At 64.7% G+C, this 16,558-nt stretch carries 18 protein-coding genes; 13 read left to right on the top strand and 5 right to left on the bottom strand.

What is annotated here, in order from left to right:
- Positions 1-22: 22 nt before the first annotated feature.
- Genes lpxK through HNP55_RS02005 form a run of 3 tightly spaced genes read right to left on the bottom strand, consistent with a single transcriptional unit; the run spans position 23 to position 2,172 of the window.
- Positions 23-1,090, bottom strand: a complete 1,068-nt coding sequence (gene lpxK / locus HNP55_RS02015) for a tetraacyldisaccharide 4'-kinase (protein WP_184295661.1) — start codon at positions 1,088-1,090, stop codon at positions 23-25.
- Between the two features lie 15 nt (positions 1,091-1,105).
- Positions 1,106-1,522 (bottom strand): ExbD/TolR family protein, encoded by a 417-nt coding sequence (locus HNP55_RS02010; RefSeq protein ID WP_184295659.1) that lies wholly within the window; start codon positions 1,520-1,522, stop codon positions 1,106-1,108.
- 26 nt (positions 1,523-1,548) lie between these two features.
- A complete protein-coding gene (locus HNP55_RS02005; RefSeq protein WP_184295657.1) occupies positions 1,549-2,172 on the bottom strand; it encodes a MotA/TolQ/ExbB proton channel family protein in 624 nt (207 codons plus the stop codon).
- A 430-nt stretch (positions 2,173-2,602) separates the two neighbouring features.
- Between HNP55_RS02005 and xseA the strand changes: the two genes are divergently transcribed.
- Positions 2,603-3,913 carry an exodeoxyribonuclease VII large subunit gene (xseA, locus tag HNP55_RS02000; RefSeq protein WP_221439424.1) on the top strand — a complete coding sequence of 437 codons (1,311 nt, stop codon included), beginning with the start codon at positions 2,603-2,605 and terminating at the stop codon, positions 3,911-3,913.
- Positions 3,914-3,977: 64 nt separating this feature from the next.
- Positions 3,978-4,559, top strand: coding sequence for a superoxide dismutase (locus HNP55_RS01995; protein WP_184295655.1), 582 nt, complete (start codon positions 3,978-3,980; stop codon positions 4,557-4,559).
- A gap of 63 nt (positions 4,560-4,622) precedes the next feature.
- On the opposite strand, the gene HNP55_RS01990 is transcribed toward HNP55_RS01995, so the two are convergent.
- Entirely contained in the window at positions 4,623-5,084 is a 462-nt protein-coding gene (locus HNP55_RS01990) for a DUF192 domain-containing protein (protein ID WP_184295653.1), read from the bottom strand.
- Between the two features lie 92 nt (positions 5,085-5,176).
- Between HNP55_RS01990 and HNP55_RS01985 the strand changes: the two genes are divergently transcribed.
- The 9 genes from HNP55_RS01985 (at position 5,177) to HNP55_RS01945 (ending at position 13,153) form a co-directional block, all read left to right on the top strand.
- Positions 5,177-7,471 (top strand): heavy metal translocating P-type ATPase, encoded by a 2,295-nt coding sequence (locus HNP55_RS01985; protein WP_246448105.1) that lies wholly within the window; start codon positions 5,177-5,179, stop codon positions 7,469-7,471.
- Between the two features lie 2 nt (positions 7,472-7,473).
- Positions 7,474-7,680: a cbb3-type cytochrome oxidase assembly protein CcoS gene (gene ccoS / locus HNP55_RS01980; protein ID WP_184295652.1), complete on the top strand. Its 207-nt coding sequence runs from the start codon at positions 7,474-7,476 to the stop codon at positions 7,678-7,680.
- Positions 7,681-7,724: 44 nt separating this feature from the next.
- Positions 7,725-9,170: a cytochrome-c oxidase, cbb3-type subunit I gene (gene ccoN / locus HNP55_RS01975; RefSeq protein WP_184295650.1), complete on the top strand. Its 1,446-nt coding sequence runs from the start codon at positions 7,725-7,727 to the stop codon at positions 9,168-9,170.
- Positions 9,171-9,188: 18 nt separating this feature from the next.
- Positions 9,189-9,812, top strand: a complete 624-nt coding sequence (gene ccoO / locus HNP55_RS01970; protein ID WP_184295648.1) for a cytochrome-c oxidase, cbb3-type subunit II — start codon at positions 9,189-9,191, stop codon at positions 9,810-9,812.
- A 17-nt stretch (positions 9,813-9,829) separates the two neighbouring features.
- On the top strand, positions 9,830-9,985 hold the full coding sequence (locus tag HNP55_RS01965) for a cbb3-type cytochrome oxidase subunit 3 (RefSeq protein ID WP_124446397.1): 156 nt from the start codon (positions 9,830-9,832) through the stop codon (positions 9,983-9,985).
- Positions 9,982-10,899 carry a cytochrome-c oxidase, cbb3-type subunit III gene (ccoP, locus tag HNP55_RS01960; protein WP_184295646.1) on the top strand — a complete coding sequence of 306 codons (918 nt, stop codon included), beginning with the start codon at positions 9,982-9,984 and terminating at the stop codon, positions 10,897-10,899. Before HNP55_RS01965 ends, ccoP begins: the two co-directional genes overlap by 4 nt.
- A gap of 68 nt (positions 10,900-10,967) precedes the next feature.
- Positions 10,968-12,452 carry a cytochrome c oxidase accessory protein CcoG gene (gene ccoG / locus HNP55_RS01955; protein WP_184295644.1) on the top strand — a complete coding sequence of 495 codons (1,485 nt, stop codon included), beginning with the start codon at positions 10,968-10,970 and terminating at the stop codon, positions 12,450-12,452.
- Between the two features lie 113 nt (positions 12,453-12,565).
- Positions 12,566-12,817, top strand: coding sequence for a hypothetical protein (locus tag HNP55_RS01950; protein ID WP_184295642.1), 252 nt, complete (start codon positions 12,566-12,568; stop codon positions 12,815-12,817).
- Positions 12,818-12,820: 3 nt separating this feature from the next.
- Positions 12,821-13,153, top strand: coding sequence for a hypothetical protein (locus HNP55_RS01945; protein ID WP_246448103.1), 333 nt, complete (start codon positions 12,821-12,823; stop codon positions 13,151-13,153).
- Between the two features lie 231 nt (positions 13,154-13,384).
- Here the strand turns inward: HNP55_RS01945 and fnr are convergent, their stop codons facing one another.
- Complete coding sequence (gene fnr / locus HNP55_RS01940) at positions 13,385-14,119, bottom strand: fumarate/nitrate reduction transcriptional regulator Fnr (RefSeq protein WP_124446405.1); 735 nt, start codon at positions 14,117-14,119, stop codon at positions 13,385-13,387.
- A 246-nt stretch (positions 14,120-14,365) separates the two neighbouring features.
- On the opposite strand from fnr, the gene hemN reads away from it, so the two are divergent.
- Both hemN and HNP55_RS01930 read left to right on the top strand, forming a co-directional pair.
- The gene (gene hemN, locus HNP55_RS01935) at positions 14,366-15,751 is read left to right on the top strand and encodes an oxygen-independent coproporphyrinogen III oxidase (protein ID WP_184295639.1); all 1,386 of its coding nucleotides are present in this window, start codon (positions 14,366-14,368) and stop codon (positions 15,749-15,751) included.
- The gene (locus tag HNP55_RS01930; RefSeq protein WP_184295637.1) at positions 15,751-16,461 is read left to right on the top strand and encodes a sulfite exporter TauE/SafE family protein; all 711 of its coding nucleotides are present in this window, start codon (positions 15,751-15,753) and stop codon (positions 16,459-16,461) included. Before hemN ends, HNP55_RS01930 begins: the two co-directional genes overlap by 1 nt.
- The last annotated feature ends 97 nt before the right edge of the window (positions 16,462-16,558 follow it).

Genomic DNA, 16,558 nt, shown 5'->3' with positions numbered 1-16,558 from the left:
CAGCAGGCCCGTGGGGCCATGTTCAGTGCTGCGGCTCGTGGACGGGCAGGCCCCAGGCCTGCAGTCGTTCGTGCAGCGCCTCCTGGAAGGCCGCATCAGGCTGGAAGTCTAGCGCCACGACCCAGACCTCGGTCTGGCCGCAGCGCTCCGGCCGCAGCTTGATGGCGTCTTTTTCCGTCAGCACGACGGCCGGGGTGCTGGCGGGCCAGGGCAGCTCGGCAAAGTCGTAGTGGTCGGGCAGGGGCAGGGATTGAAAGCGCAGGCCTTGCTCGCTCAGCATCTGGAAAAAGCGTTGTGGATGGGCCATGCCCGCCGTGGCCAGCAAGTCTTGGGCCGGGCGCTGGCGCAGCTCCTGCAAGGCCTGCGGACTGGCCGCCTGGCCCTGCCACCAGTCCTGCAGGCGCAGCGCGCCGCCGAGGCGGCGCTGGGCCAGATGACCGGGCAGATCGGTGCTGGGCCGGGCGGCGTTGTAAAGCACCAGTTCCGTGGGCGCCAGCCAGGATCGGGGTGCTTGGCGCAAGGGGCCGGCGGGCAGCAGGCGGCCGTTGCCCAGGCCGCGTTCGTCAAACACCAGCACGGCCAGATCGCGCGGCAGGCGCAGGTGCTGCAGCCCGTCGTCGCTGATCAGCAATTGCAGTTCGGGATGGGCTTGCAGCAGGGCTTGCGCCACGGCCACGCGGTCGCGCCCCACGGCCACCGGCACGCCGCTGCGCAGATGGATCAAGAGCGGCTCGTCGCCCACTTCGCAGGCCAGGCTGTCCGCTTGGATCAGCCGCAACTCGTCGTTATTGCGGCCATAGCCGCGCGAGATCACGCCGGCGCGCAGGCCCAGGGCTTGCAGTTGTTTCAGCAAGGCCAGGGTGGTCGGCGTCTTGCCCGCGCCGCCGACGATCCAATTGCCCACCACGATCACCGGCACCGGCAGTGTGGCGGTCTTTTTCAGGCCGCAGCGGTAGAGCAGGGCGCGCAGGCCGCTGAGGCCGCGGTAAAGCAGGCTGAGCGGCCTCAGCAGGCCGCTCAGCCAGGGCCTTAGCGTGCCGGGGGCGGCATACCATTCGCGCTGCAGGCGCGCCGCGAAACCCTGTGCCATGGAGCTCGCGCTGCCTCAGCGCGGGTTGGATTGGGCGGCAAAGGTCAGGCGCGACAGGCCCGCGCGCCGGGCCGCGTCCATCACATTGATCACCGATTGATGGGCGGCCGCGGCGTCGGCCGAGACCACCACCGTGATCTCGCTATTGCCCGCCGCGGCCTGGCTCAGGGCGCCGCTGAGCAGTTCCACCGCCCGGCCTTCGACGGCCTGGGAATTGACCACATAGCGGCCATCGGCCGAGACGGCCACCACGATCTCGCGCGGCCTGTCCTTCAGATTGTCGGCATCGGCCGTGGGCAGGCTCACCTGCAACTCGGTGAACTTGGAGTAGGTGGTGGAGAGCATCAAAAAGATCAGGATCACCAACAAGACGTCGATGAAGGGGATCAGATTGATTTCGGGCTCTTCGGCCGGGCGGTGCCTGAATTTCATGCGCAGGGTTCCGTGCGAAAAGCTCGTTAGGGTAGATAGCGTTTGAGCTGGGTCAGCAAGCGGTCGCTGGCCTGCTCCAGCTCCAGCACATACTCTTCCACCCGGCCCTTGAAATAGCGATACAGCATCAGGCTGGGGATGGCCACCATCAGGCCGAAGGCGGTGTTGTAGAGCGCAATCGAAATTCCGTGCGCCAGCTGGGCCGGGTTGCCGCCGGTGGCGCCCTGGCCCTGGCTGCCGAAGATCTCGATCATGCCCACCACCGTGCCCAGCAGGCCCAGCAGCGGGGCGGCCGTGGCGATGGTGCCCAAGGTGTTCAGATAACGTTCCATCTGATGGATGGCGCGGCGGCCCGCCAGCTCGAAGGTCTGGCGCAGCTTCTCTTCGCTCAGATCGGGCTCGCCCAGCACGGCGCGGAAGCCGGCGGCCAACTGGCTGCCCAGCAGGGAATTCTCGGCCAGACGGTCGATCATGTCCGGCGTGGGCAGGCTTTGCTGGCTGAGCCCCAGGACTTCGTCCAGCAGGCGCGGCGGGGCCACGCGGCTGCGGCGCAGGCTGGCGAATTTTTCTATCACCAGGGCCAGGGCCAGAACGGAGCAGATCAGCAAGGGCCAAATCGGCCAGCCAGCGGCTTGTATGATGGAGAACAAAGACTTACCCCTGTCGTTGATGCGTGAGTCGTCGCGGGCGGTATGAGTTTTTGCCGGCCGCCTGCGTTCGGTATTGCGCGCGATTATGGCCCCAAGCCGAGGCCTCCGAGCCGAGCCGGGCGCGAGATTCGGGCCGGCGCTCCGGCCGTTTGGGCGCAGGCAAAGAGACGGGCTTGATCTGTTTCAAGCCCGGGCCTGGGATGGCCAGAAAAACAATCCACCGCCGCTGTGGATAACTTTGTGGGCAAGCCTCGGGCCGCTGCTCGCAAGCCAAGGAAAATCAAGGCCTGGAACAGTTTGCTTAAATCTTGGGCAGGAAAAATAACTTGAAAAACAATCGCTTATATGCGTGTGACGGCAGCATGACGGTATCCATCGCCAGCCTAGTTTCGGCTTGGCGGGTGTGGACAGCCGGGGAGCTGCAGGCTTGATGGAAGGGCGTTTGAACGAGGGGCGCATGGCGCCCGCCGCGCCGCGTCTGGTGTGGGGCGTGGCGGCCTTGCTGAATGCGGTCAGCGACAGCCTGGCGGCGCGCTTCTCGGTCTGTGTGGTGGCCGGCGAAATCTCGGGCTTTACCCGCGCCTCCAGCGGCCATTGCTATTTCAGCCTCAAGGATGCCGAGGGCCAGGTCGGCCTTTTGCGCTGCGCCATGTTCAAGCGGGCGGCCAGCATGCTGGACTTCTCGCCGGGCGATGGCGCCCTGGTGGAGTTACGCGGCCGGCTGACGCTTTACGAGCCGCGTGGCGAGCTGCAGTTTGTCGTGGAAGGCATGCGCCGCGCCGGGGCGGGTGCTTTGTACGAGCAATTCCTGCGGCTGAAGGCCAAGCTGGAGGCCTTGGGCTATTTCGATGCGGCGGACAAGCGCGCCTTGCCGGCATTCCCGCGGCGGCTGGGCGTCATCACTTCCACCGCCGGGGCCGCCTTGCATGATGTTCTGACCGCCTTGGCGCGGCGGGCGCCCCATATCGAGGTGATCGTCTACCCCAGCCTGGTGCAGGGCGAGCAGGCGCCGGCCCAGCTGGTGCAGGCCTTGCGCGTGGCCAATGAGCGGGCCGAGGTGGATGCCTTGCTGCTGGTGCGCGGCGGGGGCTCGCTGGAGGATTTGTGGGCCTTCAATGACGAGCGGCTGGTGCGCGCCCTGGTGGAGTCGGCCCTGCCGGTGATCTGCGGCGTCGGCCATGAGACCGATGTGACCCTGGCCGATCTGGCGGCCGATCTGCGCGCGCCCACGCCCACGGCCGCGGCCGAGTTGGCCGCACCCTCGCGCCAGGCCAGCCTCGATGCCCTGGATGCTCTGCAGACCGCACTGAGGCGCCGGCTCGAGCAGCGCCTGGATGCCTGCGCCCAGCGCCTCGACCGTGTCGGCCTGCGCCTGGCCAGGCCCAGCGAGTTATTGAGCCGCCAGCGCCGCCAGGTCGAGCTGCTGGCCCAGCGCTGGGCTCAGGTCTTGCCCCGCAGCCAGGCCTTGCGAGCCCAGCGCCTGGACAGCCTGACGCAGCGCCTGCGCAGAGCCGCGCCTCTGAGTCTGCATGAGCAGGCCCAGCACTTGCAAGGCTTGCAAGCCCGCTTGGCGGCGCTGGACCCCAAGCAGGTGCTGGCGCGCGGCTATGCCTGGCTGGATGATGGCGAGGGCAGGGCCTTGAGCTCGGTGGCGCAACTGCCGCCCGGGCGCCAGGTGCATGCCGTGCTGGTCGATGGCGAAGCCCAATTGCAAGTTGTCAACAGCGGCGCAGGGGCTTAACAAGCTACCTACAATCCAGCGCGACCCAGTCGGTTCGAATTTTTAACGCAACGAGGTTTGAAACATGGAACATCTTTTGCCCGCCTTGCCCTATGCCAAGGACGCCCTGGCTCCCCACTACAGCGCCGAGACGCTGGAGTTCCACCACGGCAAGCATCACAACGCCTATGTGGTCAACCTGAACAATCTGCAAAAGGGCACCGAGTTTGAAGCCCTGAGCCTGGAAGAAATCGTCAAGAAGTCCAGCGGCCCCATCTACAACAACGCGGCCCAGATCTGGAACCACACCTTTTTCTGGAACTGCATGAAGCCCAATGGCGGCGGCGCTCCGAGCGGTGCCCTGGCAGACGCCATCAATGCCAAATGGGGCAGCCTGGACGCCTTCAAGGAAGCCTTCACCAAGTGCGCCGTGGGCAACTTCGGCTCGGGCTGGACCTGGCTGGTGAAGAAGGCCGACGGCTCGCTGGACATCGTCAACACCGGCGCCGCCGGCACTCCGCTGACCACCGCCGACAAGGCCTTGCTGACCATCGATGTGTGGGAGCATGCCTACTACATCGACTACCGCAATCTGCGCCCCAAGTTCGTCGAGACCTTCCTGAACCATCTGGTCAACTGGGACTTCGCTCAGGCCAACTTCGCCTGAGTTCGCTGAGCCTTTCGGCTCGCCAAAGAAAAACCGGCCTCGGCCGGTTTTTTTGTGCCTGGTTCACGGAGGCCAGGGTCCGCCGCGCAGCTTGCTGCCCGGCTTGATGCCGCGCTTGGCAAACCAGCCCTGATTCATCTCCAGGGCATAACGTACCGGCTTGGCGGAGCATTTGGAGCGCTCGGACAGGGGCTGCATATCGGCCAGATTGAGCACCGTGCCGTCATCCGCCACAAAGGCGATGGACAGCGGGATCAAGGTGTTCTTCATCCAAAAGCATTGCGGATTGGCTTCCTCGAACACAAACAACATGCCCTCGCCCTGCGGCAAGCTGGGCCTGTGCATCAGGCCGATCTGGCGTTGCTCGAAGGTCCGGGCCACCTCGGCCTTGATCAGATGCATGCCCGCCGTGATCTGGACGATGGGCAGTTGCTGGGCCTGGCCGGAACCCGCCGCTTGTGCGAAGGCCGTCCCGCAGACCCCACAGCAGCCAAGCAACAGGGTGGTAAAAATCATTCTTAGCATGGCGGTCTTGATCTATATCATGAGCCTGATCCTTGGGCTCGCCTAGATTATGCTGCCTAGGGCGTCTTCCATGCCTTGGGGCCACCACACGCATGATGACCACCGCTCTCTCGCTCCCCACCCCTCTGGCTGCCGGCCTGGCGCTGGACGATCCTTTGTTGCTGAGCCCCTTCACCCGCTGGATTGGGCCGCGTGGCGAGTTGCTGGCCGAGCCCAGTCCGGCCGCGCTGGCGGAATCCCAGTTCCAGCTCTCCGGCCTGCATTGCGCGGCCTGCGCGGGCATCATCGAGCGGGCTCTGGGCGAAGTGCCAGGTGTGGCTGGCGCCACCGTCAACGCGGCCAGCGCGCGGCTCAAGCTGCGCTGGGACCCCCGCCGCAGCAGCCTGGCGGATGTGATTGCCGCCATCGAACGTGCGGGTTATGGCGCCGCGCCCGATGCGGCGGCGCCGGCCCGGGTCCTGCGCGAGAAGGAGCACAGGCAGGCTTTGTGGCGGCTCTTCGTCGCCGCCTTCCTGATGATGCAGGTGATGATGATGGCCGCGCCGGCCTATTTCGCCGAGCCCGGCGATCTGAGTCCCGATCTGGATCGCTTGCTGCAATGGGCCAGCTGGGTGATGAGCTTGCCGGTGCTGCTGTTCTCGGCCGGCCCTTTTTTCAAAAGCGCTTACCAGCAGCTGAAGGCGCGCCGCCTGGGCATGGATGTGCCGGTGGCGCTGGGCATGGCCGTTACTTTTGTGGCCAGCAGCGGTGCCTTGTTCGAGCCCGGCGGCATCTTTGGCCGCGAGGTCTATTTCGACTCCCTGACCATGTTCGTCACCTTTTTGCTGGCGGGCCGCTTGCTGGAACTGCGCGCCCGCCATCGCGCGGCGGTGACGCTGGAGCGGGCCAGCGCGGCCCTGCCCGAGACGGTGGAGCGCTTGGAGGCGGACGGCCGCAGCAGCCAGGTCGCGCCGGCCCGCCTGGCCGTGGGTGATCGGGTGCGGGTGTGCGCCGGTCAGGCCTTCCCGGCCGACGGCGTGGTGGAGAGCGGCAGCAGCGCGGCCAACGAGGCCTTGCTGAGTGGCGAGTCCGAGCCCGTGCCCAAGAATCCGGGCGATGAGGTGGTGGCGGCCAGCATGAATCTGCAGGCGCCGCTGGTGCTGCGAGTGCTGCGGGTGGGGGCGGATACCCGCCATGAAGGCATCAAACGCCTGATGCGGGACGCCATGACGCAGCGGCCGGCGGCCCTGCTGTTTGCCGATCGTTTTGCCGCCTTCTTCCTCTGGGCCGTGCTCTTGCTGGCGGCCTTTGGCGCGGCCCTGTGGAGCTGGCTGGACCCCTCTCGGGCCGTCTGGGTGGCGGTGTCGGTGCTGATCGTGACCTGCCCCTGCGCGCTCTCCCTGGCGACGCCGGCCTCCTGGCTGGCGGCCACCAGCGCGCTGGCGAAGCGGGGCTTGCTGCTGGTGCGCCTGGACTTGCTGGAGTCGCTGTGCCGCATCGACACCGTGGTGCTGGACAAGACCGGCACGCTGACCGAGGACCGCATGGAGTTGCTGCAATCCTGGGTCGAGGGCGCGCCGGCCGCGCGGCAAGCTGCCTTGCTGGCTCAGGCGCGCAGCCTGGCCCGGCATTCACAACATCCTTTTTCCCGTGCCTTGGCGGGCGATGAATCACAGCCCGACGCTCAGGTCTGGAGCGAGGTGCAGGAGTTTGCCGGCCTGGGCCTGCAGGCGCGTGACGCCCGGGGTCAGGTCTTGCGCCTGGGGCGGCCCGACTGGGTCATGGGCGCGGCCTCCGCCGCCCAGCTCTCAAAGGGCTCCCAGCTTTGCTTCGGTGCGGGCGAGGGGATTTTGCATCTGCGCTTTGGCGAGGTCCTGCGCGCCGATGCTCGCGAGGCGGTGGCGCGCCTGCACGCCTTGGGCCTGCGTACCGTGCTGCTCTCGGGGGATGGCCAGGAGCGGGTCGCCCGCCTGGCGGCCGAGGCCGGCATCCAGACCGCCCAGGGGGGCTCCGACCCGGACGCCAAGCTGGCGGCCGTGGCCGCGCTGCAGGCGCAAGGGCGCTGTGTGCTGATGGTGGGCGACGGCATCAACGATGCGCCGGTGCTGGCCCGGGCCGATGCCAGCGTGGTGATGGGGCAGGGCGCCATGCTGGCCCGGGCCACGGCCGATGCGCTGCTGCTGTCCGGCCGCTTGTCGGATTTGGCCGCGGCGCGCGAGATGGCCTTGCGCACCCAGCGAGTCATACGCCAAAACCTGGCCTGGTCGGCGGTCTACAACTTTGCCTGCATTCCGCTGGCGCTGGCGGGCTTTTTGCCGCCCTGGGCAGCGGGTCTGGGCATGGCCGCCAGCTCTGTTTTTGTGGTTCTGAATGCGCAACGCCTGGCCCTGTCTGCCAAGGCTTCCTGACGATGGACATCCTGTATTTGCTAATCCCTCTTTCGGTCCTGCTGGTGCTGATGATTGTGGGTATTTTCGGTTGGGCAATAAACAACGGTCAGCTGGACGATTTGGAGCGCGAAGGGGGGCGAATCCTGGAAGAAACAGCGGGGGTTGATGAAGGTCAATCCCCCCCTGGTGAGGCTCGCGAAGAATCGCGCACGTTAAGTCAGCGTTAAGTTCGTTTTACATAGAAGTTCAATAAGCTGCAAGGAGCCAAAAAATGGCAAAGTCTGCTGCGCCGGTGCCAACCGGGGGCGTATACGAGGACGGGGTGGTGCGAGCCTTCGCACTGGCTTCCGTCCTGTGGGGGGTCGTGGGGATGTTGGTGGGGGTGATCATCGCCGCCCAACTGACCTGGCCTGAACTGAATCTGGGCATTTCATGGCTCAGCTACGGCCGCTTGCGACCACTGCATACCAATGCGGTGATCTTTGCTTTTGGCGGCTGCGCGCTTTTCGCCACGGCCTATCACGTGGTGCAGCGTACCGGCCAGACGCGTTTGTTCGCGCCCGGCCTGGCCTGGTTCACCTTCTGGGGCTGGCAGCTGGTCATCTTGTCCGCCGTCGTGACCCTGCCGCTGGGCATGACCAGCGGCAAGGAGTACGCCGAGCTGGAATGGCCCATCGACGTCCTGATCACCCTGGTCTGGGTCTCCTATGCCGTGGTGTTCTTCGGCACCGTCGGCACCCGCAAGGTCAAGCACATCTATGTGGCCAACTGGTTCTTCGGCGCCTTCATCATCGCCGTGGCCTTGCTGCACCTGGTCAATAGCGCGGCCATCCCCGTCTCGCTGTTCAAGAGCTACTCGGCCTATGCCGGCGTGCAGGACGCCATGGTGCAATGGTGGTACGGCCACAATGCCGTGGGCTTCTTCCTGACCGCGGGCTTCCTGGGCATGATGTATTACTACATCCCCAAGCAGGCCGGCCGTCCGGTCTACAGCTACCGCCTGTCCATCGTCCACTTCTGGGCGCTGATCTTCACTTATATGTGGGCGGGCCCGCACCATCTGCACTACACCGCGCTGCCCGACTGGGCGCAATCGGTGGGCATGGTGTTCTCGCTGGTGCTGCTGGCGCCCAGCTGGGGCGGCATGATCAACGGCATCATGACCCTGTCGGGTGCCTGGCACAAGCTGCGCGACGACCCGATCCTGAAGTTCCTGATCGTCTCCCTGTCCTTCTATGGCATGTCGACCTTTGAAGGTCCGATGATGTCCATCAAGACGGTCAATGCGCTGAGCCACTACACCGACTGGACCGTTGGTCACGTGCACTCCGGCGCCCTGGGCTGGGTGGGTCTGATCTCCATGGGCTCGCTGTACCACCTGATCCCACGCATGTTCGGCCGCACCGAGATGTACTCCAAGCGCGCCATCGAACTGCACTTCTGGGTGGCGACCCTGGGCATCGTGCTCTACATCGCTGCGATGTGGATTGCCGGTGTGATGCAAGGCCTGATGTGGCGTGCGGTCAATCCCGACGGCAGCCTGGTCTACACCTTTGTCGAGAGCGTCAAGGCGACCTTCCCCTTCTACGTGGTCCGTCTGCTGGGTGGTCTGCTCTACCTGGGCGGCATGGTGATCATGGCCTGGAACGTGGTGAAGACGGTGCAGGTGGGGCGTGCCGAGCCGGTGCGCATCCCCGCTGTCCTGGCTCACGCCTGATCAAGGAGAAAAAACAAAATGGCAACGACAGAACACAAGACCAGCGGTCACGAGAAGATCGAGACCAGCAACTTCTTGATGATTGTGCTGGTGCTGCTCACGGTCATCGTCGGCGGTGCCGTCGAGATCGTGCCGCTGTTCTTCCAGCGCTCCACCACCGAGGCGGTGGCCGGGCTCAAGCCCTACACCCCGCTGCAACTGGCCGGCCGTGACGTCTATATCCGCGAGGGCTGCTACAACTGCCACTCGCAGATGGTGCGCCCCTTCCGCTCGGAGACCCTGCGCTACGGCCACTACTCCACCGCCGGTGAGTTTGTCTACGACCATCCCTTCCAATGGGGTAGCAAGCGTACCGGTCCCGACCTGCACCGCGTGGGCGGCAAGTACAGCGATGAATGGCATCGTATTCACTTGACCCAGCCGCGCGATCTGGTGCCCGAGTCGAATATGCCGGCCTACCCCTGGCTGGCCACGGCTCAGCTGGATCCGGCCGAGTTGGCGCCCAAGATGCGTGCCCTGCGCACCATCGGTGTGCCTTATCAGGACGCCGAAATCGCAGCCGCGGCCGAAGAGGTCAAGGGCCGTTCGGAGCTGGACGCCGTGGTGGCTTATCTGCAGGTGCTTGGCACCGCGGTGAAGTAATCGAAAGGGCAAGCCCCATGGACATCAATATCTTGCGCAGCGTTGTGACGCTCGTATCGATGCTGGTTTTTCTCTTGATCGTCGGCTGGGCCTATTCCAGCCGCAACAAAGCGAGCTTTGACGAGCAGGCCCAGTTGCCGCTCGAAGACGAAGTGAGCGGGAGGCCTCAATGAGTGACTTTTTCTCGAATGGGTGGTCCCTGTTCGTGGCCATTGCCACGGTGGGTGGCCTGGTGTTCTGCCTGATCCTGCTGGGCATTGCCGCCCGTCACAAGGTGATGGCGAATGACAATAGCACCGGCCATGTCTGGGACGAGGACCTGCGTGAGCTGAACAATCCGCTGCCGCGCTGGTGGGCCATCCTGTTTGTGCTGACGGTGATCTTCGCCGGCATCTATCTGGCCATGTATCCCGGCCTGGGCAAGTATGCGGGCGGCCTGGGCTGGAGCAGCGTGGGCGAGTACCAGAAGGAGCAGGCCGAGGCCCACAAGGCCATGGGCGCCATCTACGCCAAGTTCAATGGCAAGACGGCCGAGCAACTGGCCCAGGAGCCCGAGGCCATGGCCATCGGCGAGCGTCTGTTCGCCAATAACTGCGCGGTCTGCCACGGCTCCGACGGCAAGGGCAGCAAGGGCTTCCCCAATCTGAGCGACAACGACTGGCTTTACGGCGGCTCGCACGAGACCATTGTGCAAACCATCAGCAATGGCCGCAATGGCGTGATGCCTCCCATGGCCGCGGCCGTGGGGACGCCCGACGATGTGCGCAATGTGGCCAACTATGTGCTGAGCCTGTCGGGCAGTGCACATAACGCCATCGCCGCTCAGCTGGGCAAGCCCAAGTTCGCCGCCTGCGCGGCCTGCCACGGTGCCGACGGCAAGGGCAACCAGGCCCTGGGCGCGCCCAATCTGGCCGACAAGATATGGCTGCATGGCTGGGGCGAGGATGCGGTGGTTGCCATCATCAATAACGGCAAGAACAATCTGATGCCTGCACAAAGCACCCGCTTGAGCCCCGAACAGATCCAGGTGGTCGGTGCCTATGTCTGGAATCTGTCCCACGGTGCCGCCGCCGTCGCTGCCAAGTAAGCGAAACCGGCGTGTGACGGCGCGGCCCGCGGGCTGCGCCGTCATGAAGTGAAATGCAAAAGGCAAAAATGAGCGTTGATTCAGGTGAGGCAGCGGCGGCCGCTGGCCAAGGCAAATCGGATGGCGGCCGGGAGGCCGTGATCGAAATCGTCTCCCTCTATCAGGCTCAGAAGAAGATCTACCCCCGTGCCGTCAGCGGCTTGTTCGCGCGTTGGCGCTGGGGTTTGGTCTATTTCACGCAGATTCTTTTCTACGGCCTGCCCTGGCTGCAATGGAATGACAGGCAGGCCGTCCTCTTCGATCTGGCCAGCCGCCGCTTCTATATCTTCGGCCTGGTTCTCTATCCGCAAGACTTCATCTATCTGACCGGGCTGCTGCTGATTTCGGCCTATGCCCTGTTCCTGTTCACCGCGGTGGCAGGGCGCTTGTGGTGCGGCTTTGCCTGCCCGCAGACGGTCTATACCGAGATCTTCATGTGGATAGAGAAGCAGTTCGAGGGCGACCGCCAGGCGCGCATCAAACTGGATGCCGCGCCCTGGAGCTTCAACAAGCTGTGGCGCAAGTCCGGCAAGCAGATCAGCTGGATCGCGCTGGGCCTGTGGACCGGTTTCAGCTTCGTCGGCTACTTCACACCGATCAAGGAGTTATGGGCCTCGGCCTTCACCCTGGGTTTTGGCCCCTGGGAATGGTTCTGGGTGCTGTTCTATGGCTTTGCCACCTATGGCAATGCGGGCTATATGCGCGAGCAGGTCTGCAAATACATGTGTCCGTATGCGCGTTTCCAGAGCGCCATGTTCGACAAGGACACCCTGATCATCAGCTACGACGAGGAGCGCGGCGAACCGCGTGGCTCGCGTGGCAAGAAGGTGGATGCCAAGGCCGCCGGCCTGGGCTCCTGCATCGACTGCACCTTGTGCGTGCAGGTCTGCCCGACCGGCATCGATATCCGCAAGGGTTTGCAGTACGAGTGCATAGGCTGCGCCGCCTGCGTCGATGTGTGCGACACGGTGATGGACAAGATGAGCTACCCGCGTGGCCTGATCCGTTACGACACCCAGAACGGCTTGTCCCAGCATCTGAGCCCGGCGCAAAAGCTGCGCCGCATCTTCCGCCCCCGGGTGCTGGCCTATAGCACGGTGCTGGTCGTGCTGAGCACGGCCTTGCTGGCCAGTCTTTTGTTCCTGCGCAGCCCGGTCAAGCTCGATGTGGTGCGCGATCGCGGTGTCTTGTCGCGCCTGGTGGAGGAGGGCTTCATCGAGAACCTCTACCGCCTGCAGATCATGAACGCCACCGAGGGCGCCCAGCGTTTCGACCTGAGTGTGGCCGGCATGGATGGCATTCAATTGGCCAAGCCCATCGAGGTCGATGTGGCCGCCGCCGAGGCGCGCTGGGTGACGGTGGCGGTACGCGTGCCGCCGGAGACCGCGGCGCGTGCCGGCGCGGGTGCCCACCCCATCGCCTTCCACCTCAGCGGCCATGCCTTGGATAAGCAAGGGGCGCAGGCGAAAGCGATTGAGGTGGGCGAGAAATCGACCTTTGTCGTGCCGCGCTGAGTCGAGAGTGCTTGCGCGGCCCAGGGTCTGGCCCGATGAAGTCCGGCTTGCAAATGTGCAGAATGATTTTTAGATAAGCGCCAACGGCGCGACGAATGTCAGGAGAGTTGAAGATGAGTCAGCAAGAAACGTCCAAGTCCAGCGGACCCTGGTGGCGCGAGAAATTCATGTGGCTGGTGGTCGGCGGCCCCAGCCTGGTGGTGGTGGCCAGCTTCGTCACTCTGGCCCTGGCCCTGCATTTCCCCGATCCTGTGCTGGAAGAGCGCGTGCCCGAGGCCAGCGGGGTGGCCGCCAATGCCAAGCTGCCCACCGCCCTGGCTCCGGCCCAGAAGGCCCGCAATCACGCCGCAACCGGCAGTCACTGAACCATGAAGGCCCAGCCATCCGGCGAGCCCGAGGACATCGGTATTGCTGCGTCCGAGGCCGGAGCGAGCTCTCGCCTCGCGCGTTGGGCGATGGCGGTGATCTGGCCCTCGTTTGTGATGGCGGGCGTGATGGAGGCGCTGGTGTTCGCGGTGATCGATCCCAGCGATCTGAGCTGGTTTGGTGCGGAGCGCATGGCCTTGTCGCGCCAGGCCATCTACACCCTGAGCTTTTTGATCTTTTGGCTGCTGCTGTGCTTGTCGTCCAGCGTCAGCCTGGCTCTGGCCACGGCACCGGAGCCGGTGGAGGGCTTGCGCCGCGGGCGCTGGCCGCAGTAGCGTGCAGCGGATCGGGGCGTAAAAAAACCAAGCACTCGGGCTTGGTTTTTTTTCGTGTCGACCGAGTGTGATCCGCGGTCTTGTGGGCTCAGAGGGTGAGAACTTTTGTCGCGAGCGGTCGTCAGGCTAGGCGGACGGAGCACAGGAACCGGAACGTACTCCCTGTACGTGAGGATTCCGAGCACCGCCCAACGACGCATGGCGGCCGCGCAGTAAAAAGTTCTCACCCTCTTAGCAGTTGGTGTTGTTGACCAGCTTTTGCAGACCGGCCTGGTCGAGGATGCGCAGATGGCGCTGCTTGACTTCCAGCAGGCCTTCTTCCTGGAATTTGGAGAAGGTGCGGCTCACGGTCTCCAGCTTCAGGCCCAGATAACTGCCAATCTCCTCGCGCGTCATGCGCAAGACCAGGGCGGCGGCCGAGAAGCCGCGGGCCTGCAGGCGCTGGGTCAGGTTCAGCAAGAAGGCGGCCAGGCGCTCTTCGGCCCGCATGCTGCCCAGCAAGAGCATCACGCCATGGTCGCGCACGATCTCGCGGCTCATGATTTTGTGGAACTGGCGCTGCAGGTCGGTGAACTCGCGTGAGAGTTCCTCCAACTGCTCGAAGGGGATCACGCAAACCTGCGAGTCTTCCAGTGCGACGGCATCGCAGCTGTGCCTGTCGGTGCTGATGCCGTCCAGGCCCAGCAGCTCACCGGCCATCTGGAAGCCGGTGACCTGGTCGCGACCGTCTTCCGAGGATACGCAGGTCTTGAAAAAGCCGGTGCGCACCGCATAGATGGACTGGAACACATCGCCGCTACGGAACAAGGTATCCCCTCGCACCACGTGGCGGCGGGTGGCCACCAACTCGTCGAGTTGATCCAGGTCATTGGAATTCAGGCCCACCGGCAGGCACAGCTCGCGCAAATTGCAACTGGAGCAGGCAACCTTGAGCGGCTCGATCTTGATGGGTACGGTGACGTTCATGATGTGAATTATGGATGACCCTGAGTCGGGAGACGGAAGCGAAAAGCATTGACAGCCACGGTGCTTTGTGCAGCCGCGCCGCCCGGCATGACATTCCTCAAGCCTAACGCTGTTTGCTAGCGATTGTTAGGGGAATGAAACACGAGAAGCTTGATCCTGGTCAAGCCGAGTGACCGCAAGATTGGCACCATGCAAGCCATGGTTCAAATCACTCAGGCTCGTTCGCCTTCAGCCACAGACTCTGCCATGACGACCATCAGCGAAGAATTGCTGCGACGCTTCGATGTGTCGGGGCCGCGCTACACCTCCTATCCCACGGCCGACCGCTTTGTGGAGGCCTTCACGGCCGAGCACTATGCCCAGGCGCTGGCGCACAGAGCCGGCGGCTCGCAGGTGGGCGGCGGTGCGCCTTTGTCGATTTATGTGCACGTGCCTTTTTGCGAATCGGTTTGCTATTACTGCGCCTGCAACAAGGTCATCACCAAGCACCACGACAAGGCCGCCGAGTATCTGCAGGCCTTGGTGACGGAGATGGACCTGACCCTGGCTCATCTGGGGCGCGGGGCCGGTGTGTCGCAGCTGCATCTGGGTGGCGGCTCGCCGACTTTTTTGAGTGATGCCGAGTTGAGCCAGCTGATGCAGGCCTTGCGCGAGCGCTTTCGCGTCAACGCGGGCGCCGAGATCGCCATCGAGGTGGACCCGCGTACCGTCAGCGTCGATCGCCTCAAGCATCTGCGCAGCCTGGGTTTCAATCGCCTCAGCTTTGGCGTGCAGGACTTCGATCCCCAGGTGCAAAAAGCCGTGCATCGCCAGCAGAGCTTTGCCAGCGTCGAGGCCTTGATGGCGGCGGCGCGCGAGCTGGGTTTCGAGTCCACCAATGTGGACCTGATCTACGGCTTGCCCCTGCAAACGCCGGAGTCCTTTGCCCGCACCATTGAACAGGTCGGCGCGCTCAAGCCCGACCGCATCGCGCTCTACGGTTACGCCCATCTGCCGCAGCGCTTCAAGCCGCAGCGCCGCATCGACGAAGCTCAGTTGCCGCCGGGCAGCGCCAAGATCGCCATGCTGCACAGCGCCATCGCGGGCTTTTTGAGCCATGGCTACAGCTATATCGGCATGGACCATTTCGCCCTGTCCAGCGACTCCCTGGCCGTGGCCAAGCGCCAGGGCCGGCTGCACCGCAATTTCCAGGGCTATAGCACCCAGCCGGACTGCGATCTGATCGCGCTGGGCGTCTCGGCCATAGGCCGCGTGGGCGCCAGCTACAGCCAGAACGCCAAGGATCTGGACGCTTACTACGACGCCCTGCGCCAGGGCCAGCTGCCCATTGAGCGCGGCCTGGCGCTGTCGCGCGACGACATCGTGCGCCGCGCCGTCATCATGGCCATCATGTGCCAGGGGCGGCTGGAGTTCGAGTCCATCGCCCTGGCCCATCTGGTCGATGTGCGGGACTATTTCAAGCCCGAGTTCGAACGCCTGCAGGAGCTGGCCGATCAAGGCCTGGTGACCCTGGAGGCCGATGCCATCCAGGTCACCGCCATGGGCTGGTTTTTTGTGCGCGCCGTGGCCATGGTGTTTGACCGCTATCTGCAGGCCGACCGCAGCCGTGCCCGATTCTCTAAAATCATCTGATGCTTGATGTCGCGCTCGCCGGCTCGGCCCTGATGATGGGCTTGGCCGGCATCCCCCATTGCCTGGCCATGTGCGGCGCGTCCTGCACCGCCGCTGGTGGGCGCTCGCCCTACGCCTTTCAGCTGGGCCGCCTGCTGGGCTACGGCCTGGCCGGTGCCGTGGCGGCCGGGAGCATGCAGCTCTTGAACCAGCTGGGCCAGTCCACCGCCCTTTTGCGGCCGCTTTGGGTGCTGGTGCAGGTGGCGGCTTTCTTGCTGGGCATGGCCTTGCTGTTGCGCGGGCGCCAGCCCGCTTGGCTTGAGCGTTTGGGGCAGGATGTTGCGCGCCAGGTGGAAGTGCCGGTGGGCGGCTTGAGGCGCGGCGGGCTCAGCCTTGCCGGCACCAAGCGGGTGGCTGGCGCAGGGCTGGCCGGCATGGCCTGGGTGGCCTGGCCCTGCGGTCTCCTGCACTCGGCCCTATTGCTCGCGGCCTTGGCTTCCGGCCCGGTTCAGGGCGGCTTGGTGATGGCGGCTTTTGCCTTGAGCTCTGGGGCGGGGCTTGCCTTGGGCCCTTGGTTATTGAGCCGCCTGCGTCGACGCGGCAGTGACGGCGCCGGCGCCGTGCGCCTGTCGGTGCGGCTCGGCGGGCTCGGCCTGGCCCTGGGCTCGGGCTGGGCCTTGGGCCACGGCGTGTGGGCTCAGGTGGCGGCGGTATGCGGCCAATGGACCTGATTCGCGCCAGCGTTTTTTCTAAGACTTATATAAGACTTGAGCCCGCAGCCGGAGCTGCTGACTTAGAATTGGCGCCCTAATCGTTCCACCCCATGGG

The organism is Roseateles oligotrophus (genome assembly GCF_014204525.1).
In the GTDB taxonomy this organism is placed as follows: Bacteria; Pseudomonadota; Gammaproteobacteria; order Burkholderiales; family Burkholderiaceae_C; genus Paucibacter_A; species Paucibacter_A oligotrophus_A.
Note: the sequence above shows the minus strand (reverse complement) of the source record. Positions and strands in the feature narration are given on the sequence as shown.